Below are 21418 nucleotides of genomic sequence, written 5' to 3'. Positions count from 1 at the left end.
AACGGTGTGTGCCTTGTCAATCGCAAGCGGCCGCTGGCACGGCATGTGCGTCATGCGTCGCAAGGGCAGCCATCGACCATTCCCGGTATGATTACTGCTTTACGGGTTTTCCCTAGTTCAACTGTCAGCAGGCCCTGCCGCAGCGCCCTCCCGCCGTAGCGCCCCTCTTTCCCCGATGACCGCCCCCTCTCCTTCACTGGACGCCGCGCACGACTATCCCGGCGATGACCGTGTGTTGCGCCGCATCCTCAGCGTCGTAGCATTCAATTTCGTAGCGTACCTCGCGGTCGGCCTGCCGCTGGCCGTGATTCCCGGCTTCGTGCACGACCACCTCGGCTACAGCGCCGTCGTCGCCGGCCTGTCGATCAGCATCCAGTATCTGGCCACGCTGCTGTCGCGCCCCTGGGCCGGCACGCTCTGCGACGTGCAGGGGCCGAAGCGCTCGGTGCTGACGGGCCTGGCCCTGTGCGTGGCCAGCGGCGCGCTGACGCTGGCGGCGGCGCTGTGCGGCGGCACCGCATGGCTGGGCCTCACGGTGCTGTTTGCCGCGCGCCTCGTGCTCGGCGCCGGCGAGAGCCTCGTCACCACGGGCACGATCGCCTGGGGCATCGGCAGCGCGGGCTCGCGCCACACGGGCAAGGTCATTTCCTGGAATGGCATGACGACCTACGGCGCCCTCGCCGCGGGCGCCCCGCTCGGCGTGGTCCTCGCGGACTTCGGCGGCCTCGCGTCGATCGGTGCCGTGACCGTGCTGATTACCGCGATCGCGCTGCTGCTTGCGCGCCGCAAGTCGCCGTCCGCGATCGTCAAGGGCGAACGCCTGCCGTTCCGCCGCGTGTTCCGCGCGATGACGCCGTTCGGGTTCTGCCTCGCGCTGGGCTCGGTCGGCTTCGGATCGATCACCGCCTTCATCACGCTGTATTACGGCAGCCGCGGCTGGGATCACGCGGCCTTCGCGCTGACGTCGCTCGGCACCTGCTTTATCCTCTCGCGCCTGCTGCTCGCCGACAGTATCAACCGCTTCGGCGGCTATACCGTGGCCATCGCGTCGTTCGCGGTGGAAGCGGCCGGCCTGGCCATGCTGTGGCTCGCCCAGTCGCCCTGGCAGGCGCTCGCGGGCGCCGCGGTCACGGGCTTCGGCTTCTCGCTCGTGTTCCCGTCGCTCGGGATGGAAGCCGTCAAGCGCGTGCCGCAGACCAACCGCGGCTCCGCGCTCGGCGCCTATTCGCTGTTTCTCGATTTCGCGCTGGGCCTGACCGGCCCGCTGGCCGGCCTCGTGGTGAAGCATGCCGGCTATGCGCCGGTGTACCTGTGCGCGTCGCTATGCGCGATCGCCGCGCTCGTGATGAGCCGCGTGATCGCGGTGCGCTACGGTCAGGACGAGCGCTCGCAGCAGTACGCCTCGGTGCGGTAAGGGAACGACACGATGTCCTGGCCCGCGAGGGCCGGGTGGTGCGCGATCACGTCGTGCAGCTGCGCGCGCACGGCATCCTGTTGCGCGGGCTGCAGCGACGCGATAAAGCTCACCGACATCACGCGGTCCACGATCACCTGCTCCGGCGCGCCCGTATGCGAATACGGCAGGCTCGTCAGCGCGAGCGGGCCGAAGCCATCCGCCGGGAACACCTTGCGCCAGTCGCCGCGATGAAAGCGCGGCGCATCGCCCTCGAACGGCTTCATGATGTCCGTGAGCCGGGCCACCCAGTCCACCGATTCGTCGCGCACGTTCCAGACGAGGCCGAGCCGGCCGCCGGGACGCAGCACGCGGCGGATCTCGCGCATCGCGGCCGTGTTGGCAAACCAGTGGAACGCCTGCGCGCAGACCACCGCATCGACGCTCGCATCGGGCAGCGGCATGGACTCCGCGGTGCCCGCCACGGCCTGCACGCCGGGCAATGCGCCGGAGAGCTGGTCGCGCATCTGCGCCACGGGCTCCACGGCAATGATGGTCGCACCGGTCGGCTGGAGCAGCCGCGTGAACTTGCCGGTGCCGGCACCGAGGTCGACCACGGTGCGGCCGGCGGCGAGGCCTACGGTGTCACGCAGCCATTCGGCGATTTCCTTGGGATAGTCGGGGCGCCCGCGGGCATAGGTGTCGGCTTGACTCGAAAAACCCTGCGCGGCGGCGTGGTGGATGGCGGTCATGGGAATTGTCGTGAATCGTTATTGGGCAAACCGCCACGTACCATACTCCGCTCCCGTTGCAGGGACAAGACGCGAAGCGCGTCTCAGCCGTTCTGCATGCCCCAGCGCCGCACGGTCAGGCGCTCCAGCGAGGCAAACACGATGCCTTCGACCGCGAGCCCGATCAGGATGACGGTGGCGAGGCCCGCGAATACGCGGTCGGTATAGAGTTCGTTGCGGTTCTGGAAGATGTACCAGCCCAGGCCGCCCTTGCCCGACGACGCGCCGAACACGAGCTCCGCCGCGATCAGCGTGCGCCATGCGAACGCCCAGCCGATCTTGAGCCCGGACAGGATGGCCGGCAGTGCGGCCGGCACGAGGATCAGCACCACGTAACGCAGCCCGCGCAGACCGTAGTTGCGGCCCGCCATGCGCAGCGTCTCGGGCACGCCGCGGAAGCCCGCATAAGTATTGAGCGCGAGCGGCCACAGCACCGAATGGATCAGCACGAAGATCAGGCTGCCCTTGCCGAGGCCGAACCACAGCAGCGCGAGCGGCAGCAGCGCAATGGCCGGCAGCGGGTTGAACATCGCCGTGAGCGTGTCCAGCAGATCGCGGCCGATACGCGTCGAGACCGCGAGCGTGGTCAGCACGAACGCGAGCACGATGCCGGCAAGGTAACCCTGCAGCAGGACAGACAGCGATACCGCGGCCTTGCCCGGCAGCTCGCCGTTGGCGATGCCATCGACGAACGCGCGCGCGGTGGCACCGAACGTCGGCAGCAGCAGGTCGTTGTCCTGCACGCGCGCGATGACCTCCCACACGATCGCCAGCACGATCAGGATCAGCAGCTTGCGCAGCCAGCCTTGCCGCAGCACGCGGCTATGCCACGGCAACGGCCGTTCCACGGGTGCGGCCGTGAAGGGTTCGAGCCGGCGCTCGTATTCGGGACGGATGGTCAGCGTGTCGGACATGGTCAGTACGTGTGTTGAGCGCGCTGGGGATGCGAGCCCCCGGCATGCGTGGCGTGTTCGGGTTCCTCGAACAGCATCCGGTGGATGCGCTGCGCCGCGGACTGGAAATCGGCGCTGCCCTGGCTCGCCAGCGAAAACTGGTGGCTGTTGAGTTCCGCGCGCACACGGCCCGGATGCGGAGACAGCAGCAGGATGCGGCTACCCACGACGAGCGCTTCTTCGATCGAGTGCGTGACGAACAGCAGCGTGAATGCCGCGTCTTCCCAGAGCGCGAGCAGTTCCTCCTGCATGCGGCGGCGCGTCAGCGCGTCGAGCGCGGCGAACGGCTCGTCCATCAGCAACACCTTGGGTCGCATGGCCAGCGCGCGGGCGATTGCCACGCGCTGTTTCATGCCGCCCGACAGCGTATGCGGATAGGCATCGGCAAACCCCGCCAGGCCGACCTTGTCGAGGAAGTGCATCGCGCACTCGTCGGCCTCCGCGCGCGACAGGCCCCGTGCGCGCTGCAGCGGGAACATGACGTTCTGCCGCACGGTCTTCCACGGCGGCAACTGGTCGAACTCCTGGAACACGACGATGCGATCGGGGCCGGGCGCGCGCACGCGCTGGCCATCGAGGCGGATCTCGCCCTCGGCCGGCGGCACGAAGCCGGCCACGGCCTTGAGCAGCGTCGACTTGCCGCAGCCCGACGGCCCCAGCAGCACGAAGCGATCGGCGGCGTGCACGTCGAAACTCACACGGTGCGTGGCGCGTACCACGCGATCGGGCGTACGGTATTCGAGCGAGACGTTATCGACCTGCAGCAGGGGCAGGCCGCCCCCGACGACACGCAGGTCGGCGCGCTGATGTTCGTGCGTTGCCATGTTCAGCTCCCCTGTGCGGTGGCCGGGTCCGGGAAGAAATAGTCCTGCCACGACTTCGGCGCGTTCTTGATGGCGCCCACGCGGTGCATGAACTCGGCCAGCGGGAACGTGTTCTGCGGCGTGACCTTGAACTGGACCAGCGGGTTCTTGAGAATCTTGACCAGCAGCGCGCGATCGATCTTCGCCTTGTTCACGCGAATATAGAGATCGGCGGCCGCTTCCGGCTGCTTCGTGGCGAAGTCCGCGGCTTCCGCCAGCGCATCGACGAACGCACGGTAGGTCTTCGGATTGTCGTTGCGGAATTTCTCGGTGGCATAGAGCACGGTGGCCGAACTCGGGCCGCCGAGCACGTCATACGAGTTGAGCACGATGCGCGCGTTCGGATTGCCGGCCAGTTCCTGCTCCTGGAACGGCGGGTTGCCGAAGTGGCCCGTGATCTCGGTCCCGCCCGCGATGATCGCGGCCGCGGCGTCCGGATGGGGCACCGCGACGGTCCACTTGTCCAGGCGGTTGAATTCCTTGTCGCCCCATTGCCTGGCGGCCGCGTACTGCAGCACGCGCGACTGCACCGACACGCCCACGGCCGGCAGCGCGATACGGTCCTTCTCCGTGAAGTCGGCAATCGACTTCACCTTCGGGTTGTTGCTGACGAGGTAGTAGGGAAAGTTGCCGAGCGAGGCCACGCCCTTGACGTTCTGCCGGCCATGCGTGCGGTCCCACAGCGTGAGCAGCGGGCCCACGCCAGCGCCGGCGATATCGATCGAACCCGACAGCAGCGCGTCGTTGACCGCGGAGCCACCGGAGAGCTGCGTCCATTCGACCTTGACGTCCACGCCCTGCTGCTTGCCGTGCTTCTCGATCAACTGCTGGTCGCGCGCAACGTTCAGCAGCAGATAGACCACGCCGAACTGCTCGGCGATACGGATGCGGCCTTCAGCGTGCGCATTGGCGGTCAGCGCGAGACCCGCGACGAGCATCGACACGGCCGCGCGGCGCGGCCAGCGGGAGGTGAACAGGGACATTCAGATGGCTCCGGTAGGGAAAGGAATTCAGAAAGGCAGATCGCCCTCGATCGTGGTGCGGTACATCACGCGACGCTCGGTATCGGGCGTGCCCGCGGCCAGATGCATGAGCGAGCGGTTGTCCCAGAACACGAGGTCATGCTCGCGCCATTGATGGCGGTAGACAAACTCGGGCTTCACGCTGTGCGCGAACAGTTCGTCGAGCAGCGCGCGGCTCTCGTCCTCCGGCAGGCCGACGATCTTCGTCGTGAAATGCTCGCTCACGAACAGCGCCTTGCGGCCCGTCTCCGGATGCGTGCGCACCACGGGCTGCAGCGCGGGCTTGACCTGCGCGATCTGCTCCGGCGACAGGTCCGGGCGCCACGGGCTGCGGCGTTGCAGTTCCTTGTATTTGGCCAGGTAGGTGTGCTCGGCTTTCAGGCCCTCCACCTTGCGCTGCAGGTCGGCGGGCAGCGCGTCCCATGCGGCGTGCATGTTGGCGAACAGCGTATCGCCGCCCTCGCGCGGCAATTCCCGCGCGTGCAGCAGCGAGCCGAGGCTCGGCTTCTCCTTGTACGAAAGATCGGAGTGCCAGAAGTGACCCGCGTCGCCAAGACCGATCGGCTTGCCGTTCTCGCGCACGTTCGACACGATCAGGATCTCGGGATGCCCCGCGAGCTGGAACTGGTGCAGCACGTGGATCTCGAGCGCGCCAAAACGGCGGCTGAACGCGATCTGCTCCGCCGGCGTGATGCGCTGGTCGCGGAACACCACGACGTGATGATCGAGATGCGCGCGATGGATGCGCCGGAAGTCTTCTTCCGCGATCGGTTGCGACAGATCGAGCCCGATCACTTCGGCGCCAAGCGCGGCATCGAGCGGGCGGATTTCGAAATCCTGGAGAACGGGGGCAACGGCAGAGGTCATGGTGTCTTTTGCTCGGGGGAAAGCAGAGGGACCCACTGTAGACACCGCGGTGCGCGCGGACAACGAATCAAATCGCCGGGGCATATGCGCCAATCGCATATGGATCGTCGAACTGGCATATGCATATATGCATATGCAAATGCGGTTTCGTTCGTTCCGCGCGCCGAGGCCAGGCAATAGCCTGTGCGCTTGCCTACCCCTGACTCCCCATCATGACCATCAACGCCCATCGGCGCGCGCTGCTCGCGGCCGGCCTTGCCCTGCCGACACTGTCGGTCGCCAACCGATCGTTCGCCGCGGGCGAACAGGAAACGCTGCGGATCGGCTACCAGAAATCCTCGACGCTGATGATCTGGCTGAAGTCGCGCGAGACGCTCGAGAAAGCGCTCGCGCCGCTGAACGTCCGCGTGCAATGGCACGAGTTCACATCGGGCCTGCCGCTGCTCGAGTCGCTCAACGTCGGCAACCTCGACCTCACCGCCGATGTGGCCGATGCCGTGCCGCCGTTCGCGCTAGCGGCCGGGGCCAGCCTCACGTATTACGCGATCGAGACGCCGTCGCCGACCGCGCAGGCCGTGGTCGTGAAGCAGGACTCCGAGATTCGATCCATCGCGCAACTCAAGGGGCAACGCGTGGCGTTCGCCAAGGGCGCGGGCGCGCATTATCTGCTGCTCGAGGCGCTGGCCGAGGCAAAGCTCTCGCTGCGCGATATCGAGCCCGCGTACCTCACACCGGCGGACGCACGCGCGGCATTCGAGCGCGGCGCCGTGGCCGCGTGGGTCATCTGGGATCCGTTCCTTGCCGCGGTGCAGCGACAGGCCAACGCGCGCGTGCTGCGCGACGGCACCGGACTCGCGAGCTACCGGCGCTTCTATCTGGCGGCCACGCCGTATGCGAAACGCCGGCCGGACGTGCTGGCGAAGGTCTACGAGGAACTGCGCAGTGCCGGTACCTGGATCAAGCAGAATCCCGGACCGGCCGCGGCATGGAACGCGCCGCTGCTCGGCCTGGACGCCGCGACGGTCGAGGCCGCGAACGCGCGCCGGACTTATCAGGTACAGACCGTGGATGCCGCGTCGCTCACCGAGCAACAGCGCATTGCCGATGCCTTCGCCGCGCAGTCGATCCTGCCGCGCAAGGTCGCCGTGGCGCAGTCGCCGGTGTGGAAGCCGGCCTGACAGTAACTTTTTCCTTGCCAGTTCCTATACTGGATGGCGCCTCGCCCCTGCGAGCGCCATCCCGAACGGACAAGGAGACCCACCATGGCAATTCGATTAGGCGAGACGGCACCGGACTTCACCGCGGATACGACCGAAGGCAAGATCCAGTTCCACGAGTGGATCGGTGACGGCTGGGCGATCCTGTTCTCGCATCCGAAGGATTTCACACCGGTCTGCACGACCGAGCTCGGCTACATGGCCCGGCTCAAGCCAGAGTTCGACAAGCGCAACACGAAGATCATCGGTCTCTCGATCGATCCCGTCGATGATCACAATCGCTGGGTCAAGGACATCGAGGAGACGCAGGGCAGCAAGGTCAACTATCCGATGATCGGCGATGCGGACCTGCATATCGCCAAGCTCTACGACATGATCCATCCGGAGGCCGGTGGCGGTCCGCGTACGGCGGTGGACAACGCGACCATCCGCTCGGTGTTCATGATCGGCCCCGACAAGAAGGTCAAGGCGATGCTCGTCTATCCGATGAGCGCGGGGCGTAACTTCGATGAGGTATTGCGGCTGCTCGACTCGCTGCAGCTGAACGCGAAGCACACGGTCGCGACACCCGTCAACTGGAAGCCGGGCGACGACGTGATCATCCCGACTTCCGTCTCCGACGACGACGCGAAGAAGAAGTATCCACAGGGCTTCAAGACGCTCAAGCCGTACCTGCGCACCGTGGCCCAGCCGCGCTGAACGGCGCCGCAATCGTCTCGGCACCGCGCGATTCTATCCACAGACTTGGTGGATATCCTGCCTATTGACTTCCCTGCAAGCCGCGCCAGCTCTGGAAAGAGCTGGCGTGCCTAATTTCTGGGCAATTGACTCAGGGATGCCGTGCAAGCACACCACGGATGGTGTCGGCAAGATCTTTCGCGAGGAACTTCGACACGTACGCATCGGCACCGACCTTGCGCACGTGCTCCTCGCTGGCCTCGCCCGACAGCGACGAGTGAATGACCACCGGCAGCGACTTGAGCCGCGCGTCCGCCTTGATCTTGCGCGTCAGCGTGAAGCCATCCATCTCGGGCATCTCGAGGTCCGTGAGCACGAGCGCGATCTCGTCGCGCACGGTCTTGCCACGGCCCGCGGCACCTTCGGCGATGCTGCCGAGCAGGTCCCACGCTTCCTGGCCCGTCTTCGTCATCACCACTTCCACGCCCATGGCCTTGAGGCCGTTCTCGATGAGACCGCGCGCGAGCGCCGAGTCATCCGCGGCCAGCACCTTGGTGCCGGGGCGCAGTGTCAGTTGCGGACCCACCGTCGCCGGGTCCACATCGGGCTGGCGGGTCGGCAGCACGTCGCGCAGGATCTGCTCGACGTCGAGGACCTGCACGAGGCGCGGATTGTCGCCGCCCACGTCGAGCTTGGCAATGCTCGTGACGAGGCCGCCCTTCACGCTGGTCTCGGCCGAGACCACCTGGCTCCAGTCGAGCCGCACGATCTCTTCCACCGCTTCCACGGCAAACCCCTGCGTGGAGCGTGCGTACTCGGTCACGAGCATGATATTGAGACCGGTGACCGGCTTGCACGACAACAGCCGCGGCAGGTCGATGACCGGAATGACCTGCCCGCGAATGTCGGCCATGCCGAGAATCGCGGGTTCCGCGCCGACCACGGTGGTCACGCTCGGCATGACCAGGATCTCGCGGACCTTGAAGACATTGATGCCGAACAGTTCCGATTGCCCGCTGGTCTCCGCGTCGCCGAGTCGGAACAGCAACAACTCGAACTGGTTGTTGTTGGTTAGGTTGGTGCGCTCGTCGATTTCCCTCATCGCGCTGGTCATGCTGTGCTCCGCTCGCCTGGCTGTTGGTTGATATATGTACAAGGACTGCGATGCGTCTAACGGCGCGCGCGGCCGAATATTTAGCCAAGGTAAGTCGCCGCCACCCGGCGGCCGCACCGAGGGAAATCCCTGATGCCGCGCGAGACAGGCGGATACGTGGGTATTTCCGTCGCCCGATACCGCGCATGCCGGGATGATGATGCCGGCCCTCCCCGCCTTGACTAGCCTTGAGCCTCGCCGGATCCCGCCCGTCAGAGGCAGGGGCCGGCAAGCCGGCGCCAGCGCCGGCCACCGCCGAGGACAGAGACGCCCACACCTTTGCCCGATGCGCCGGGCGCATCGTCCTTGCACCGAGAAACGAACGAGACAGCACCGACGCCGGCTGTACGCGGCCACGCGCGGACCCTGCAAGGAGGCAGACATCACCATGATTGACCAGCCCTACGACCGACCGCTCATGTCGCCGGCGGCGGCGGACATCGACGGCGCGCATGCGCCCCCTCCCCAACGTATCGACCGGTATTTCCAGATTTCCGCGCGCGGCAGCACCGCGCGGCGCGAGGTCGTGGCCGGCATCACCACGTTCATGGCCATGGTCTACGCGGTCTTCGTGGTGCCGGGCATGCTCGGCAAGGCCGGGTTCGATACCAGCGCCGTGTTCGTGGCGGTATGCCTGACCACCGCCTTTGGATCGTTGCTGATGGGTCTTTGGGCGCGGCTGCCGATCGCCATCGGCTGCGCCATCTCGCTGACCGCGTTCATGGCCTTCGGCCTCGTGCTCGGCCAGCATCTGTCGCCTTCGGTCGCGCTGGGCGCGGTGTTCCTGATGGGTGTCGTGTTCACCGCCATCTCCGTCACGGGCGTACGCGCATGGATCCTGCGGAACCTCCCTGCCGGCGTGGCGCACGGGGCGGGCATCGGCATCGGCCTGTTCCTGTTGCTGATCGCCTCGAACGAGGTCGGGCTCGTGGTGAAGAATCCCGGCGCGGGACTGCCCGTCGCGCTAGGCCATATCACCGCGTTTCCGGTGCTGATGTCGGTGCTCGGCCTCGCGGCGATCTTCGGCCTCGAACGCCGGCGCGTGCCGGGCGGCATCCTGCTCGTGATCGTTGCGATCTCGGTGCTGGGGCTGATCTTCGATCCGGCCGTGAAATTCACGGGCGTATTCGCGCTGCCGTCGCTGTCGTCACCGGGCCACGCTTCGCTGATCGGGGCGATGGACGTGCGCGGCGCGCTGTCGGCAGCGGTACTGCCCAGCGTGCTCGCGCTCGTGATGACCGCGGTGTTCGATGCCACGGGCACGATCCGCGCCGTGGCGGGCCAGGCGGGCCAGCTCGACGCGAACGGCCGCATCCACAACGGCGGCCGGGCACTGACCGCGGACTCCGTGAGCTCGATCTTCTCGGCCATGTTCGGCGGCGCACCCGCGGCTGCCTATATCGAATCGACGGTCGGCGTGGCCGCCGGCGCGCGCACGGGCCTGGCCGCCGTCACGGTCGGCGCGTTGTTCCTCGCGGTGATGTTCTTCTCGCCGCTGGCGGCGCTGGTGCCGTCCTATGCCACGGCGCCCGCCCTGATGTACGTGGGCCTGCTGATGCTGTCCAGCGTCAGCCGCCTGCATATGGACGACCTCGTCGACGCGATGTCGGGACTGGTCTGCGCCGTATTCATCGTTCTGACTTGCAATATCGTCACCGGCATCATGCTCGGCTTTTGCACGCTCGTAATCGGCCGCATCGTCTCCGGGGAATGGAAAAAGCTCAATGTCGGCACCGTCGCCATCGCGATTGCACTCGCGGCGTTCTATGCCGGAGGATGGGCGATTTGATGGCGGGTTGAAGGGAGAGGGGGAGAGAAAAGAGGAAAAGAGCCGGCGCAATGCCGGCTCTTTTTTTATGGCCGCGCCCCCGCGTATATGGAGATCTCTGTCAGCAACGTGACAAAAATATCATCGCTGACAATCATGCGACTTACGGCATCGTCCTCACCAACAGATTCGCGGAAATACGAGCCTGCATGGAAACCCTGCGCCAATGTTGGGCATCGGCTTTGTCACCTTCTCGAGACGTAATCGATAAAATCCATCGACGAACTACGGAAATTGCGATTGCCCAACCAATGCATCGACAATGAGGTCAACGAAGACGCACCACAATGCGTTTAAATCGTGCAATCCCAGTATTATTTTGTAAGATTAATTCTGCTGGCATGCGATGATTTCTTGTACCATGCAGTCCAACACTGAACGGGGATCCAAAATGCCGACCTACAAGCAACTACTGGCCGAAAAAGAAGCACTGGAAGCCAAGCTCAGCGAAGTTCGCGCGAATGAAGTCGCGGGCGTGATCGACCAGATTCGTCAATTGATGGCGGATTACGACCTGACGGTCGAGGATATTGCGCCCAAGCGTCGTCGTGGACGCCCGGCGGGCAGCGGCACGGGGGCCGCGCGAAAGACCTCTTCCCTGCCGCCGAAATATCAGGATCCGAAAACCGGCAAGACCTGGTCCGGCCGTGGCCGCGCACCGGCATGGCTTGGCAAGCGTCCCGAGCGTTTTCTGATCGAGCAGACAGCCTGAGGCAAGCGCCTTTCTGCAATCGGAACCTTCGTATCAAACGAGTGTGCGTAAGACGTGTGCCGAGGCCTGTGCATGACGGTTACGCATACTCGCTTCCCGGCGCGCTGAAATTCCCCCTGAAATGTCAGTCCGCGGGACGCTCGCAAATATAGTCGCGGCGTAGCGCCCGAAATCCCTGCTGGCTCGTTTCCTGAAATAGCGCGGCCCCGCCCTCCGGCCTGGCTTCGACACGCAGCACGCGTGCCGAGCACACACTTGCGGCATCGTCCCGCGCGAATCGGATTTCATATTGCCCGCCCGGCTGCGGCACGAACGATACGCCGGCGGCGCAGCGCATCTCCGGTGCCGGCGGCGCCGCCGACGACGATACCGCAATATAGACACGATGCCCGGCCTCGACCTTTCGCTCGCGCGTGCGCGACGGGGGTTCCGGCGAGGCACCGGCCATCCCGAGGCTCGGCTCCCGGCCCATGGCGGCCAGTTGCTTGCCCGTGCCGGCGAGGACGCGGGGGCGGGTGGGCGTCGGGCAGCCGGCCGGATCCGCGACCGTGAACACGGTGTTGTCGTCGGTCGTGGTCAGCAGCCGCACGGTGGCGCTGGGCGCACCGGTGGGGACGCGGTACTGCGGCAGGCACCCACCGAGCAGGAGCGATACCGGCAGGGCCACAAGGAGCGACGCCGGCAGCGACACTGGCAGCGACACTGGCAGCGACACAGACAGCGACACAGACAGCGATGCAGGCACGGCTGCCGGCAGCCTGCGGGCGAGCCCGCCCGAAGCGCGTGGGAAGGTGCGGCGTCGCGTAGGTAGCATGGCGTAAGTCACGTCGGCCCGACCGACCGGCCAGTGACTGAGGGTCCGGGATGCCCGAGCATACCCGCCAGTCCCGCCTGCCGACAGTCCGAAACGTACACTTTCCCACATCGAAACGGGCCGGAACTTTCACGGCCGCGGCCCGCCACAGATATCCACAGGTTCTGTGGATATCCTGAGCTTTCCTGCCGCCGGACGCCCATATGTGCGCTACCGCACTGGGATGCCTAAAATTTAAGCAGTTTGCGATGTCCGAGCCGCGCCGATAGCTTGTCGGCGAGGTCGCGTACCCGCGGGCCGACCCGCGCGGCCGTCGCCGCGTCGATCTCGTTGGTCAGGTAACTGACCGCGATCGCGCCCACCGCGTGGTGGCCGCTCGCGTCGAAGACCGGCGCGCCGAAGCAGGTCATGCCTTCCCGCATCTGGCCGTTGTCCGTCGAGTAACCGAGCGCGCGCACGGTATCGAGCTCGATGGCCAGTGCATCGGGGCTCGCCACGCTCGCGCGCGTCAGCGGGTCCGGCCAGCGGTCCACGAGCAGCGAGCGCACCACTTCCGGCGACAGCGTGCTCAGGATGGCCTTGCCGGTCGCCGTATAGGGCGCGGGCAGCCGCATGCCGATGCGGAACGTCACGCCGAGCGGACGATTGCCATTGCGGCAGGCCAGATAGACGACCTCGGTGTCGTCGAGCATCGAGAGCGTGACCGTGGCCTCTCCGAAGGCCTCGGTGGCCTCCCACAGCGTGCGGAACTCCTCGGTGATCTGCGTTTGCGACAGGAACGCGTTGGCCCAGCCCATGACGTGGGGGCCGAGCGCCATCGTGCCATCGGGGAGCCGCTTGACGAGGCGCAGATGCACGAGCGTTTCGCAGAGGCCGTGGAGGGAGCTCTTCGGGGCGCCCGTGGCGCGGGCGAGGTCGGCAAGGGAGACCGGGGCCGGCGCGGCGGAGAGGGCGTCGAGCACCTGGACGGCGCGGACGACCGCGGGTGCCGTCGTTTTCAGCGGCGGCTGGCCGGGCGCGGCGGGAGGGGTGTCGTACGCAGTCTTGGGCATTTCGGGGCTCAGGGACGTGGCTCGGGGACGTAGCTCATGGACGTAGCTCAGGAGCTCAGGGACGTCTTTCCTTCGATCTTTGATTTCTCGGCGAATAGTTATAGACTGCGGTGGCAGCGTTCTACCAGCCGAATATTGTTCCATCTATTGAACGATACTTTGAAAAAATAAGCAAGGAAGGATTAACGTGACCGGAATTAACATCAAGGACCCCTCGCTTCTCAAGCAACTCGCCTACATCGACGGCCAATGGGTCGGTGCCGACAACGGCGAGACGCTGCCCGTCAACGACCCTGCCACGGGCGAGGTCATCGCGCAGGTGCCGAACCTGGGCGCCGCGGAAACCGAGCGGGCGATCGCGTCCGCGGAGATCGCGCAGAAGAGTTGGGCCGCCAGGACCGGCAAGGAGCGCGCGGTCATTCTGCGCCGCTGGTTCGACCTGATGATCGCGAACACCGACGACCTCGCGTACCTGATGACGCGCGAGCAAGGCAAGCCGCTAGCCGAGGCACGCGGCGAGATCGCATACGCGGCAAGCTTTATCGAGTGGTTCGCCGAGGAAGCCAAGCGCGTCGACGGCGAAGTGCTGGCCTCCCCCGCCGCCGACAAGCGTCTGGTCACGCTGCGTCAGCCCGTGGGCGTCTGCGCGGCCATCACGCCGTGGAACTTCCCCGCCGCGATGATCACGCGCAAGGTCGCCCCGGCGCTGGCCGCCGGCTGCGCGATCGTGATCAAGCCTTCCGAACTGACGCCGCTGTCGGCCTTCGCGCTGGCCGAGCTCGGCGCGCGCGCGGGCATCCCCGCCGGCGTGGTGCAGGTGCTCACCGGCCATTCGAAGCCGATCGGCGGCGCGCTGACATCGAGCCCGATCGTCCGCAAGCTGTCGTTCACGGGCTCCACCGAAGTGGGCCGCCTGCTGATGGCGCAGTGCGCGCCGACGATCAAGCGCCTGTCGCTGGAACTTGGCGGCAATGCGCCGTTCATCGTGTTCGACGACGCCGATGTCGATGCCGCGGTGGAAGGCGCCATCGCCGCGAAGTACCGCAACGGCGGACAGACCTGCGTCTGCGCCAACCGTTTCTATATCCAGGACGGCATCTACGACAAGTTCGCCGAGAAGTTTGCCGCGCGCGCCGCGCAGCTGCAGGTCGGCAACGGCCTCGAGAACGGCGTGCTGATCGGACCGCTGATCGAGCCGAAGGCCGTGGACAAGGTCAAGTCGCTCGTCGATGACGCAAAGGCCAAGGGCGCGCGCGTGATCACCGGGGGGGGCAGCCACGCGCTGGGCGGCACGTTCTACGCGCCGACCGTCATCGCCGACGCCACCGCCGAGATGCGCATGGCACGCGAGGAAATCTTCGGACCCGTGGCCCCGCTGTTCCGCTTCAAGGACGATGCGGAAGCCGTGGCGGCCGCCAACGCCACCGAATTCGGCCTGGCTGCTTACCTGTACACGCGCGATATCGCGCGCGCCTGGAAGACGTCCGAAGCGCTCGAGTACGGCATGGTCGGCCTCAACACGGGCCTGATCTCGAACGAAGTGGCGCCGTTCGGCGGCATCAAGCAGTCGGGCGTGGGCCGCGAGGGTTCGCGCCACGGCATCGAGGAATACCTCGAGATCAAGTACCTCTGCCTGCAGATGTAATCGGCAACCCTGTCGGGCCGGCCGGTGCATACTGTTCCGGCCGCCCGACAGGGCATCGTCGAGACAAGACAGATTTTGGAGACAGCATGAACCCATTCCGCTTCCAGACGGTGCCGAGCATCGTCGTCGAATACGGCGCCGCGCGCCGCCTTGGCGCGCTGCTGCGTGAGTCGTGGCCCGCGGCGCGCCGCCTCGTCGTCGTGACCGACGGCTTCCTCTCGAAGAGCGGCCTGCTCGTGCCCGCGCTCGAGGACCTCGCGCGCCACGGCTGGGAAGTGACGGTCATCGACGACGTGGTCGCCGATCCGCCCGAGCACGTGGTCCTGGAAGCGACCGAACGCGCGCGTGCCGCGCGGGCGGAAGCGATCGTCGGCCTCGGCGGCGGCTCGTCGATGGACGTGGCGAAACTGATTGCGGTGCTGCTGCCCGCCACGCAGTCCCTCAAGGACATGTATGGCGTGCGCAAGGTCACCGGCACGCGCCTGCCGCTCGCGCAAATTCCCACCACCGCGGGCACGGGCTCCGAGGTCACAGCCGTGTCGATCGTCACGACGGGCGAAACGACGAAGATGGGCGTCGTGGCACCGCAGCTCTATGCGGACCTCGCCATCCTCGATGCGGAACTCACGCTTGGCCTGCCGCGCGCCGCGACGGCGGCCACCGGCATCGACGCGATGGTGCATGCCATCGAGGCCTATACGAGCGCGCATCTGAAGAATCCGATCTCGGACATGCTGGCCGTGCGCGCGCTGGACCTGCTCTCGCGCAACGTGATGCTTGCCTGCGACAACGGCAACGACCGTGCCGCGCGCGAAGCGATGCTCGTCGGCGCGATGTTCGCGGGACAAGCCTTCGCCAACGCACCGGTCGCGGCCGTGCATGCGCTGGCCTATCCCATCGGCGGCATCTTCCACGTGCCGCACGGCCTGTCCAACGCGCTCGTGCTGCCGCATGTGATGAAGTTCAACGCGCGCGATGCCAGCCGGCTTTACTCGGAACTGGCCGACGTGATCGTGCCCGGTACCACGGGCAGCTGCGAGACGAAGACCGCGGCGTTGATCCGACACATCGAGGGCATGATCGAAGCGACCGGTATTCCGCGCACGCTGCGCGAGGTCGGCGTGAAGGAAGGCGACGTGTCGCGTCTGGCAAGCGATGCGATGCTGCAGACCCGACTGCTCGTGAACAACCCGCGCGAGGTGACCGAGCGCGACGCGTTCGAGATCTACAGCGCCGCCTTCTGAGGGCTTTTCGCGACGCGTCGTCCGATTCCTACAGCGTTATCAGTCCCTTCCCGCCTCTTTGCCTGAAGGGGCTGTCCTAATCTTGAGACATGACAAGAAAAGGAGAGCTTCCATGGGAATCGGCACCATTCTTCTGATCATCCTGATCCTCTTGCTGATCGGCGCGCTTCCCGCGTGGCCGTACAGCAGCGGCTGGGGCTACTGGCCGAGCAGCGGCCTTGGTCTCATCGTGGTGATCGTGGTTCTGCTCGTGGTATTAGGCAGAATCTAGAGGGCAGGATCCAAGACCGCAAAGGAGACCGTAAATGCCAGCAAAATCGAAAGCACAGCAGATGGCCGCGGGCGCCGCGCTCTCGGCCAAGCGGGGCGATACGAAGGCCGGTGCGCTCAAGGGCGCGTCGCGCTCGATGTATGGCTCGATGAGCGAGAAGGAGCTCAAGGAGATGGCGCATACGAAGCAGAAAGGCAAGCCCGGCCATAAGTCGAAGGGCTGAGGCGCACGCCGCCTCATCATGCGCCGCCACGCCCCGCTCACGCGGGGCTTTTTACGTTCTCATCCTTCACGCGTACCGCAACGCCCGATAAAGCCGGGCAGCCTGCGCGCCTTGCGGCTACGCGCGAGTTCGATCGCCAGCGACAATGCGCGCGCAAAGCCCGCGATGCTGTGCATATCCTCTTGCACGTACTTGCGCAGAAAAGCCGCCCACGTAAAGTCGCCGTACGCGTTGCCGGGCTTCCGGTATGCGCCCGCGTCCCGCGCAAACGCGGCAAGGCTGCGGTAGGCGTCGTCGCGCATGCCGAGCACATTGGGCGGCAGCGCCTCCACGCCGAGCCGGTCGCCGTGTTCGTCGTACGGATGCAAATGGCCGAGCGCATCCATTTTCTTCCAGAACGCATCGACGTCGAGGCCGCTCAGATCGAGATCGACGGAAACCGGCCCGCGGCGCCAGCCCAGTTCGAGCCACGCGCGCGCCCAGTGATGATGATCGGCGATATAGAGACCGCCGCCAGGACCGCGAACCACGCGGATGCGGTGGCTGCGCAGAAAGCGGCGGAGGCCGCCGGCGCCGCGCGGCCGCGCGGACACGTCCATCTTGTGGCGAACCTGATAGAGACCGAGCGTGAGCTGCGTGGGCCGCAGCGTGGCAAGGTCCGCCATTTCGTGTTTTGGTTTCCCCATCGCGCCTCAGTTGTGGCGAGCGACCTGCTGGTCGACGAAGTGCTCGAGTTCGCTGCCGGGATCTTCGTTGCCCGTGCTGTCCAGAGCGACGGCCTCTTCAGCGACCGGCTTTGCGTGGGGGTGCGGTACGGCCTTGTCGTTGGCCTCGTGCCCATCGGACTTCGGCGCAGGCCACGGCTCGCCCTCGGCCGGGCTGGCGAAATCGACCCACTGTCCGCCCTCCCACTTGCCCTCGGCATGCTCCACGTCCTTGCCGCCGGCGTCGCGCATCACGTCGGTGGCCTCCTTGCGGCGCTCGCCCTTCGCGCGCGCCGCCAGCATGACGCCGCCCTCCTCGCCGAGCGACATGATGGAGACGTCCCATACCGAGAACCCGCGCGCGTACAACTTGCGGGACGCCTCCTCGGCATCCGCGGTGGACGCGAAGCGTCCGGCTACGATCGAAGACATGATGGCTCCCTTTGGCGTGATGCCTGTGATGGCGGAATCGTCAGGCATTGACGATCTCGCCGCCGTTGATATGCAGGACCTGGCCGGTGATATAGCTCGCCGCATCGGAGGCCAGGAACACATATCCCGCCGCGACTTCATACGGCTGGCCGGGCCGGCCCATCGGCGTCTTCTTTCCGAACTCCGCCACTTCCTCGGCGGTGAACGTCGACGGAATGAGGGGCGTCCAGATCGGCCCCGGCGCGATGCCGTTGACGCGGATACCGCGCTTGACGATCTGCAACGCAAGCGAGCGCGTAAAGGCCACGATGGCGCCCTTGGTCGAAGAATAGTCGAGCAGATGCGCACTGCCGCGGTACGCGGTGACCGAGGTCGTATTGACGATGGCGCCGCGCTCGCGCAGATGCGGCAGCAATGCACGCGTGACGTGGAACATCGAGAAGATATTGGTACGGAACGTGGACTCGAGCTGGTCGGCATCGATGTCCTCGATGGATTCCTGCGGATGCTGCTCCGCCGCGTTGTTCACGAGGATATCGAGTTCGCCGAAGGCTTCCAGCACCTGCCGCGCCATGGCATCGACGTGCGCAATGTCACCGAGATCGCCCGCGATGGCCAGCGCGCGCTGGCCGGCCGCCTCGATCAACCTGACGGTTTCCTTCGCATCGTCATGCTCGTCGAGGTAGGCGATGGCAACATCCGCGCCTTCGCGTGCAAACGCCACCGCGATCGCGCGGCCGATACCGCTGTCGCCGCCCGTGACCAGCGCCCGCTTGCCCGCGAGGCGGCCGCAGCCGACATAGTCGTCGGCCCCGCTATCGGGTGCAGGCGTCATGGCCGCTTCGATGCCGGGCTGCCGGTTCTGGTGCTGCGGCGGCACCTGCTCGGGGGGCCTGTCGGGGCTTGCGGTGCGGGACTTGTCGGACGTCGCCATGGTCGTTTCGGGGTGGATGTCGTTGTTCCAGGGCTGGCGCAAGTATCGTGCCGCGGCGCATTCCCCGCCGCGTGGTGCCGCGTGCGCGCGATGGACGGTAACCCTTACAACGCAAGGCAATGATTGCTGCACGCGCCAGTCCTTTCGGCCCACGGGGTCCATGTGGCGCAAAGGCATGTTTTTTGCTGCCATGCGGGAGACCAGACAACCAGAGAGTCCGCATCATGGCAGTTCGCCTGCGCAAGGGAGCGTGTCTCCGGGTCCCGTCGATCATCTTCGCCCGACACAGATCACTGTCGGCGCCTATCACGTCTCACAGAAGATTCACGTGACGCGGCGCCTGCCGCGGGAGCGGCTCGGGGCGTTTCTGGATCGCCATCGCATCCACATCGTCATCGGCCCCGAACACACGATGTTCGTGGTGGATCATCATCACTGGGTCCGCGCATGGCATGAGATGGGTATCGCCACCGTACCCGCGATCGTGCGGGAGGACCTCAATCATCTGTCATGGCGCGCGTTCTGGCTGCATATGGTCGAGCACCACCTCGTGCACCCCTACGACGAGCACGGCAAGCGGCAACCTATCAAGGCGCTGCCTGTCGATATCCATGGCATGCGGGACGATCCGTATCGAAGCCTGGAGGCATTCGTGCAGCTGGCTGGCGGCTATCGCAAGGTCAAGACCGCCTACCCCGATTTCCGCTGGGCCGACTTTTTCAGGCGCGAGATCGATGGCCCGCTCGACAGCCATCACGCCTTCGCGGTCGCGCTCGCGCGCGGGGTCAGACTTGCCCATAGTCCGAAGGCACGCAAGCTTCCGGGCTACCTGGGGCCCTGCCAAGGCTAAGCGAGCGCGGGCGTGCCCGTCGGCGCGGCGGGCGCGGTGCGCGTGCGTCGCGCCTGATCGCGCGCATGCGTGAGCACGCAGCACAACAGCAGATAGGCACGCTTGAATTCGCCGGCGGCCTCGCGGGCGCTGCCTGCCTGGGCATGCACGAAGGCGGCGTCCAGACGGGCCTCTATGCCGCGCTCGACATCGGGCTGCGTAAAGATCTCGCGGGGCCGGTCTTCCCACAGCGCCATCAGATCCGCGCGTCGGCTCGCGAGCGTGCCGTCGCACCATGCGGGATGACCCGCATACAGTTCGAGCCGCATCGAGCAAAGCGCGTGCAACAGCACGCGCGTCTGGCGCAGATCGGGTCCGCGCAAGGCGCGGGCACCCTGGCGGCCGCGCTTGGATAGCTGCGGCAATGTTGCCAGCCGGTGCAGCCGGGAAGGTTCAGCAGAGGCGGAAGCCTGAATCGCTTCCGCGGAGTCCGTTGCGGCGCAGCTGCCTGATGCCTGCGCGCAAGGGAAAACGGCTTGTTCCACTTGGGGCCTCGTACTACGTCAATCTTGTCGTTATTCGAATGGTTGCCGCGTTCGCGGCTTCCTCCAACATCATCCCTGTCCATGCAATTGCCGTGCCCGTCATGCCGCCTTGCGCGCGATGGCGCGCGCGGCAGGCGACGCGACGCTGGACTCGAGCAGCGCGAGCAGACGCGCCTCGTCCGCGCGCAGGCGCAACCCCGCGCGCGGTCCCGGTAACGCATCGAGCGAATCGGACATGAATGCCGCCAGCACGTCGGGATGCACGTAGCACTTGCGGCAGACGGCGACCGTATTGCGCAGCCGCTGCGCCACGGCCTTGATCACCGCGACCACGGCCTTCTTGCGCGCGCTTTCGCTGTCCGCGGGGGTCTTTCGCAGCAATGCGAGCGCATGCACGCTGCCCGCCCACGTGCGAAAGTCCTTGGCCGTGAAATCGCCGTTCGTGATCTCCTGCAGATAAGCGTTCACGTCGGACGAGCCGATGTCGCGGATCTCGCCGTCGGCGTCCTTGTACTTGAACAACTGCTGGCCCGGCAGATCGGCACAGTTGCGGACGATGCGAGCCAGCCGCGCATCGTTGACCGATACGTCGTGCGTCACGCCGCTCTTGCCCGTGAACTGGAAGCGCAACCGGCTGCCGCGGACGGCCACATGCCGGCGCTTGAGCGTGGTCAGCCCATAGGTGCGATTCTGTTCGGCATAGCGCGGCGTGCCCACCCGCACGAGCGTCGCGTCCAGTAGCGTGACAACGGCTGCCAGTATCTTTTCGCGCGGCATGCCGTTGCGGGCGAGGTCGCGCGCGATGCGGCTGCGTAACCGCGGCAACGCGAAGCCGAATGCCAGCAGCCGCGCGTACTTGTCGGTATCGCGCAGCGCGGTCCAGTCCTCGTGGTAGCGGTACTGCTTGCGGCCGCGCGCATCGCGGCCCGTGGCCTGCAGATGTCCCGCCGCATCCGCGCAGATCCATACCGATTCGTAGGCCGGCGGAATTGCCAGGGCATGGATGCGCGCAAGGGTCGCTTCGTCCTCGACGCGCTTGCCCGCCGCATCGACATAGTAGAAGCCTGTACCCGCGCGCTTCCGCAGAATGCCGGGTTCGGTGTCATCGACGTGACGCAGGCGCGTGGGGACGGAGGTAGTCATGCCGCAGCGCCACGCATGTCTCGTGCCATCGTCATCGCGGGACAAAAAGGGGGACGACAATGACGTAACGCGGGAGCATTTGCAATATTTGCGCATCTCGAATGC

At 66.2% G+C, this 21418-nt stretch carries 22 protein-coding genes and 1 pseudogene; 10 read left to right on the top strand and 13 right to left on the bottom strand.

Annotated features, from left to right (window positions below; translation table 11 throughout):
* Nucleotides 1-175: 175 nt before the first annotated feature.
* On the top strand, nucleotides 176-1414 hold the full coding sequence (locus AAHB16_RS05065) for an MFS transporter (RefSeq protein WP_150376682.1): 1239 nt from the start codon (nucleotides 176-178) through the stop codon (nucleotides 1412-1414).
* Here AAHB16_RS05065 and AAHB16_RS05060 read toward each other — a convergent pair.
* From AAHB16_RS05060 to AAHB16_RS05040, 5 genes are all read right to left on the bottom strand, one after another.
* Nucleotides 1375-2145 carry a class I SAM-dependent methyltransferase gene (locus AAHB16_RS05060; protein WP_342050280.1) on the bottom strand — a complete coding sequence of 257 codons (771 nt, stop codon included), beginning with the start codon at nucleotides 2143-2145 and terminating at the stop codon, nucleotides 1375-1377. The genes AAHB16_RS05065 and AAHB16_RS05060 overlap by 40 nt on opposite strands.
* An 83-nt stretch (nucleotides 2146-2228) precedes the next feature.
* On the bottom strand, nucleotides 2229-3098 hold the full coding sequence (locus AAHB16_RS05055) for an ABC transporter permease (RefSeq protein WP_150376678.1): 870 nt from the start codon (nucleotides 3096-3098) through the stop codon (nucleotides 2229-2231).
* Between the two features lie 2 nt (nucleotides 3099-3100).
* The gene (locus AAHB16_RS05050) at nucleotides 3101-3961 is read right to left on the bottom strand and encodes an ABC transporter ATP-binding protein (protein ID WP_150376676.1); all 861 of its coding nucleotides are present in this window, start codon (nucleotides 3959-3961) and stop codon (nucleotides 3101-3103) included.
* Between the two features lie 2 nt (nucleotides 3962-3963).
* Nucleotides 3964-4983, bottom strand: a complete 1020-nt coding sequence (locus tag AAHB16_RS05045; protein ID WP_342050279.1) for an ABC transporter substrate-binding protein — start codon at nucleotides 4981-4983, stop codon at nucleotides 3964-3966.
* Between the two features lie 27 nt (nucleotides 4984-5010).
* Complete coding sequence (locus AAHB16_RS05040; protein ID WP_342050278.1) at nucleotides 5011-5889, bottom strand: TauD/TfdA dioxygenase family protein; 879 nt, start codon at nucleotides 5887-5889, stop codon at nucleotides 5011-5013.
* A gap of 212 nt (nucleotides 5890-6101) precedes the next feature.
* Here AAHB16_RS05040 and AAHB16_RS05035 point away from each other — a divergent pair, with 212 nt between their 5' ends.
* Both AAHB16_RS05035 and AAHB16_RS05030 read left to right on the top strand, forming a co-directional pair.
* Entirely contained in the window at nucleotides 6102-7067 is a 966-nt protein-coding gene (locus tag AAHB16_RS05035) for an aliphatic sulfonate ABC transporter substrate-binding protein (protein WP_150376670.1), read from the top strand.
* A gap of 84 nt (nucleotides 7068-7151) precedes the next feature.
* A complete protein-coding gene (locus tag AAHB16_RS05030) occupies nucleotides 7152-7805 on the top strand; it encodes a peroxiredoxin (protein ID WP_150376668.1) in 654 nt (217 codons plus the stop codon).
* A 130-nt stretch (nucleotides 7806-7935) separates the two neighbouring features.
* Here the strand turns inward: AAHB16_RS05030 and AAHB16_RS05025 are convergent, their stop codons facing one another.
* On the bottom strand, nucleotides 7936-8898 hold the full coding sequence (locus AAHB16_RS05025) for a chemotaxis protein (RefSeq protein ID WP_150376666.1): 963 nt from the start codon (nucleotides 8896-8898) through the stop codon (nucleotides 7936-7938).
* Between the two features lie 511 nt (nucleotides 8899-9409).
* Between AAHB16_RS05025 and AAHB16_RS05020 the strand changes: the two are divergent.
* Together AAHB16_RS05020 and AAHB16_RS05015 are read left to right on the top strand one after the other, a co-directional pair.
* Nucleotides 9410-10726: pseudogene (locus AAHB16_RS05020) on the top strand (NCS2 family permease); the annotation flags it as partial.
* A gap of 430 nt (nucleotides 10727-11156) precedes the next feature.
* Entirely contained in the window at nucleotides 11157-11477 is a 321-nt protein-coding gene (locus tag AAHB16_RS05015; RefSeq protein WP_150376662.1) for an H-NS histone family protein, read from the top strand.
* Between the two features lie 124 nt (nucleotides 11478-11601).
* Here the strand turns inward: AAHB16_RS05015 and AAHB16_RS05010 are convergent, their stop codons facing one another.
* Both AAHB16_RS05010 and AAHB16_RS05005 read right to left on the bottom strand, forming a co-directional pair.
* Entirely contained in the window at nucleotides 11602-12204 is a 603-nt protein-coding gene (locus AAHB16_RS05010) for a hypothetical protein (protein ID WP_342050277.1), read from the bottom strand.
* Between the two features lie 314 nt (nucleotides 12205-12518).
* Nucleotides 12519-13343, bottom strand: coding sequence for an IclR family transcriptional regulator (locus tag AAHB16_RS05005; RefSeq protein WP_150376660.1), 825 nt, complete (start codon nucleotides 13341-13343; stop codon nucleotides 12519-12521).
* Between the two features lie 196 nt (nucleotides 13344-13539).
* Between AAHB16_RS05005 and AAHB16_RS05000 the strand changes: the two genes are divergently transcribed.
* The 4 genes from AAHB16_RS05000 to AAHB16_RS04985 all read left to right on the top strand — a co-directional run bounded on the left by AAHB16_RS05000 (nucleotide 13540) and on the right by AAHB16_RS04985 (nucleotide 16726).
* Nucleotides 13540-14988, top strand: a complete 1449-nt coding sequence (locus tag AAHB16_RS05000; protein WP_342050392.1) for an NAD-dependent succinate-semialdehyde dehydrogenase — start codon at nucleotides 13540-13542, stop codon at nucleotides 14986-14988.
* An 86-nt stretch (nucleotides 14989-15074) separates the two neighbouring features.
* Nucleotides 15075-16232, top strand: coding sequence for an iron-containing alcohol dehydrogenase (locus AAHB16_RS04995; protein WP_342050276.1), 1158 nt, complete (start codon nucleotides 15075-15077; stop codon nucleotides 16230-16232).
* Between the two features lie 112 nt (nucleotides 16233-16344).
* On the top strand, nucleotides 16345-16503 hold the full coding sequence (locus AAHB16_RS04990) for a DUF3309 family protein (protein WP_109583499.1): 159 nt from the start codon (nucleotides 16345-16347) through the stop codon (nucleotides 16501-16503).
* A gap of 34 nt (nucleotides 16504-16537) precedes the next feature.
* Nucleotides 16538-16726, top strand: a complete 189-nt coding sequence (locus AAHB16_RS04985) for a DUF3008 family protein (protein ID WP_150376656.1) — start codon at nucleotides 16538-16540, stop codon at nucleotides 16724-16726.
* 59 nt (nucleotides 16727-16785) lie between these two features.
* On the opposite strand, the gene AAHB16_RS04980 is transcribed toward AAHB16_RS04985, so the two are convergent.
* Genes AAHB16_RS04980 through AAHB16_RS04970 form a run of 3 tightly spaced genes read right to left on the bottom strand, consistent with a single transcriptional unit; the run spans nucleotide 16786 to nucleotide 18796 of the window.
* Nucleotides 16786-17391 (bottom strand): ParB-like protein, encoded by a 606-nt coding sequence (locus tag AAHB16_RS04980; RefSeq protein ID WP_223851627.1) that lies wholly within the window; start codon nucleotides 17389-17391, stop codon nucleotides 16786-16788.
* A 27-nt stretch (nucleotides 17392-17418) separates the two neighbouring features.
* Nucleotides 17419-17862, bottom strand: coding sequence for a hypothetical protein (locus tag AAHB16_RS04975; RefSeq protein WP_150376652.1), 444 nt, complete (start codon nucleotides 17860-17862; stop codon nucleotides 17419-17421).
* A gap of 40 nt (nucleotides 17863-17902) precedes the next feature.
* Entirely contained in the window at nucleotides 17903-18796 is an 894-nt protein-coding gene (locus AAHB16_RS04970) for an SDR family oxidoreductase (RefSeq protein WP_342050275.1), read from the bottom strand.
* A gap of 190 nt (nucleotides 18797-18986) precedes the next feature.
* On the opposite strand from AAHB16_RS04970, the gene AAHB16_RS04965 reads away from it, so the two are divergent.
* The gene (locus tag AAHB16_RS04965) at nucleotides 18987-19646 is read left to right on the top strand and encodes a ParB-like protein (RefSeq protein ID WP_342050391.1); all 660 of its coding nucleotides are present in this window, start codon (nucleotides 18987-18989) and stop codon (nucleotides 19644-19646) included.
* On the opposite strand, the gene AAHB16_RS04960 is transcribed toward AAHB16_RS04965, so the two are convergent.
* Together AAHB16_RS04960 and AAHB16_RS04955 are read right to left on the bottom strand one after the other, a co-directional pair.
* Nucleotides 19643-20170, bottom strand: a complete 528-nt coding sequence (locus AAHB16_RS04960) for a hypothetical protein (RefSeq protein WP_342050274.1) — start codon at nucleotides 20168-20170, stop codon at nucleotides 19643-19645. The genes AAHB16_RS04965 and AAHB16_RS04960 overlap by 4 nt on opposite strands.
* 99 nt (nucleotides 20171-20269) lie before the next feature.
* Nucleotides 20270-21313: a DNA topoisomerase IB gene (locus tag AAHB16_RS04955; protein ID WP_150376644.1), complete on the bottom strand. Its 1044-nt coding sequence runs from the start codon at nucleotides 21311-21313 to the stop codon at nucleotides 20270-20272.
* Nucleotides 21314-21418: the final 105 nt, after the last annotated feature.

The organism is Cupriavidus sp. OTU4054, assembly GCF_038440175.1.
GTDB lineage: Bacteria > Pseudomonadota > Gammaproteobacteria > Burkholderiales > Burkholderiaceae > Cupriavidus > Cupriavidus pauculus_D.
Note: the sequence above shows the minus strand (reverse complement) of the source record. Positions and strands in the feature narration are given on the sequence as shown.

Bases quoted from the DNA above. Each gene is read 5' to 3' on its own strand.
- AAHB16_RS05065 (WP_150376682.1), top strand. From the start codon at position 176: ATGACCGCCCCCTCTCCTTCACTGGACGCCGCGCACGACTATCCCGGC.
- AAHB16_RS05060 (WP_342050280.1), bottom strand. From the start codon at position 2,145: ATGACCGCCATCCACCACGCCGCCGCGCAGGGTTTTTCGAGTCAAGCC.
- AAHB16_RS05055 (WP_150376678.1), bottom strand. From the start codon at position 3,098: ATGTCCGACACGCTGACCATCCGTCCCGAATACGAGCGCCGGCTCGAA.
- AAHB16_RS05050 (WP_150376676.1), bottom strand. From the start codon at position 3,961: ATGGCAACGCACGAACATCAGCGCGCCGACCTGCGTGTCGTCGGGGGC.
- AAHB16_RS05045 (WP_342050279.1), bottom strand. From the start codon at position 4,983: ATGTCCCTGTTCACCTCCCGCTGGCCGCGCCGCGCGGCCGTGTCGATG.
- AAHB16_RS05040 (WP_342050278.1), bottom strand. From the start codon at position 5,889: ATGACCTCTGCCGTTGCCCCCGTTCTCCAGGATTTCGAAATCCGCCCG.
- AAHB16_RS05035 (WP_150376670.1), top strand. From the start codon at position 6,102: ATGACCATCAACGCCCATCGGCGCGCGCTGCTCGCGGCCGGCCTTGCC.
- AAHB16_RS05030 (WP_150376668.1), top strand. From the start codon at position 7,152: ATGGCAATTCGATTAGGCGAGACGGCACCGGACTTCACCGCGGATACG.
- AAHB16_RS05025 (WP_150376666.1), bottom strand. From the start codon at position 8,898: ATGACCAGCGCGATGAGGGAAATCGACGAGCGCACCAACCTAACCAAC.
- AAHB16_RS05015 (WP_150376662.1), top strand. From the start codon at position 11,157: ATGCCGACCTACAAGCAACTACTGGCCGAAAAAGAAGCACTGGAAGCC.
- AAHB16_RS05005 (WP_150376660.1), bottom strand. From the start codon at position 13,343: ATGCCCAAGACTGCGTACGACACCCCTCCCGCCGCGCCCGGCCAGCCG.
- AAHB16_RS04995 (WP_342050276.1), top strand. From the start codon at position 15,075: ATGAACCCATTCCGCTTCCAGACGGTGCCGAGCATCGTCGTCGAATAC.
- AAHB16_RS04990 (WP_109583499.1), top strand. From the start codon at position 16,345: ATGGGAATCGGCACCATTCTTCTGATCATCCTGATCCTCTTGCTGATC.
- AAHB16_RS04985 (WP_150376656.1), top strand. From the start codon at position 16,538: ATGCCAGCAAAATCGAAAGCACAGCAGATGGCCGCGGGCGCCGCGCTC.
- AAHB16_RS04980 (WP_223851627.1), bottom strand. From the start codon at position 17,391: ATGGCGGACCTTGCCACGCTGCGGCCCACGCAGCTCACGCTCGGTCTC.
- AAHB16_RS04975 (WP_150376652.1), bottom strand. From the start codon at position 17,862: ATGTCTTCGATCGTAGCCGGACGCTTCGCGTCCACCGCGGATGCCGAG.
- AAHB16_RS04970 (WP_342050275.1), bottom strand. From the start codon at position 18,796: ATGGCGACGTCCGACAAGTCCCGCACCGCAAGCCCCGACAGGCCCCCC.
- AAHB16_RS04965 (WP_342050391.1), top strand. From the start codon at position 18,987: ATGCGGGAGACCAGACAACCAGAGAGTCCGCATCATGGCAGTTCGCCT.
- AAHB16_RS04955 (WP_150376644.1), bottom strand. From the start codon at position 21,313: ATGACTACCTCCGTCCCCACGCGCCTGCGTCACGTCGATGACACCGAA.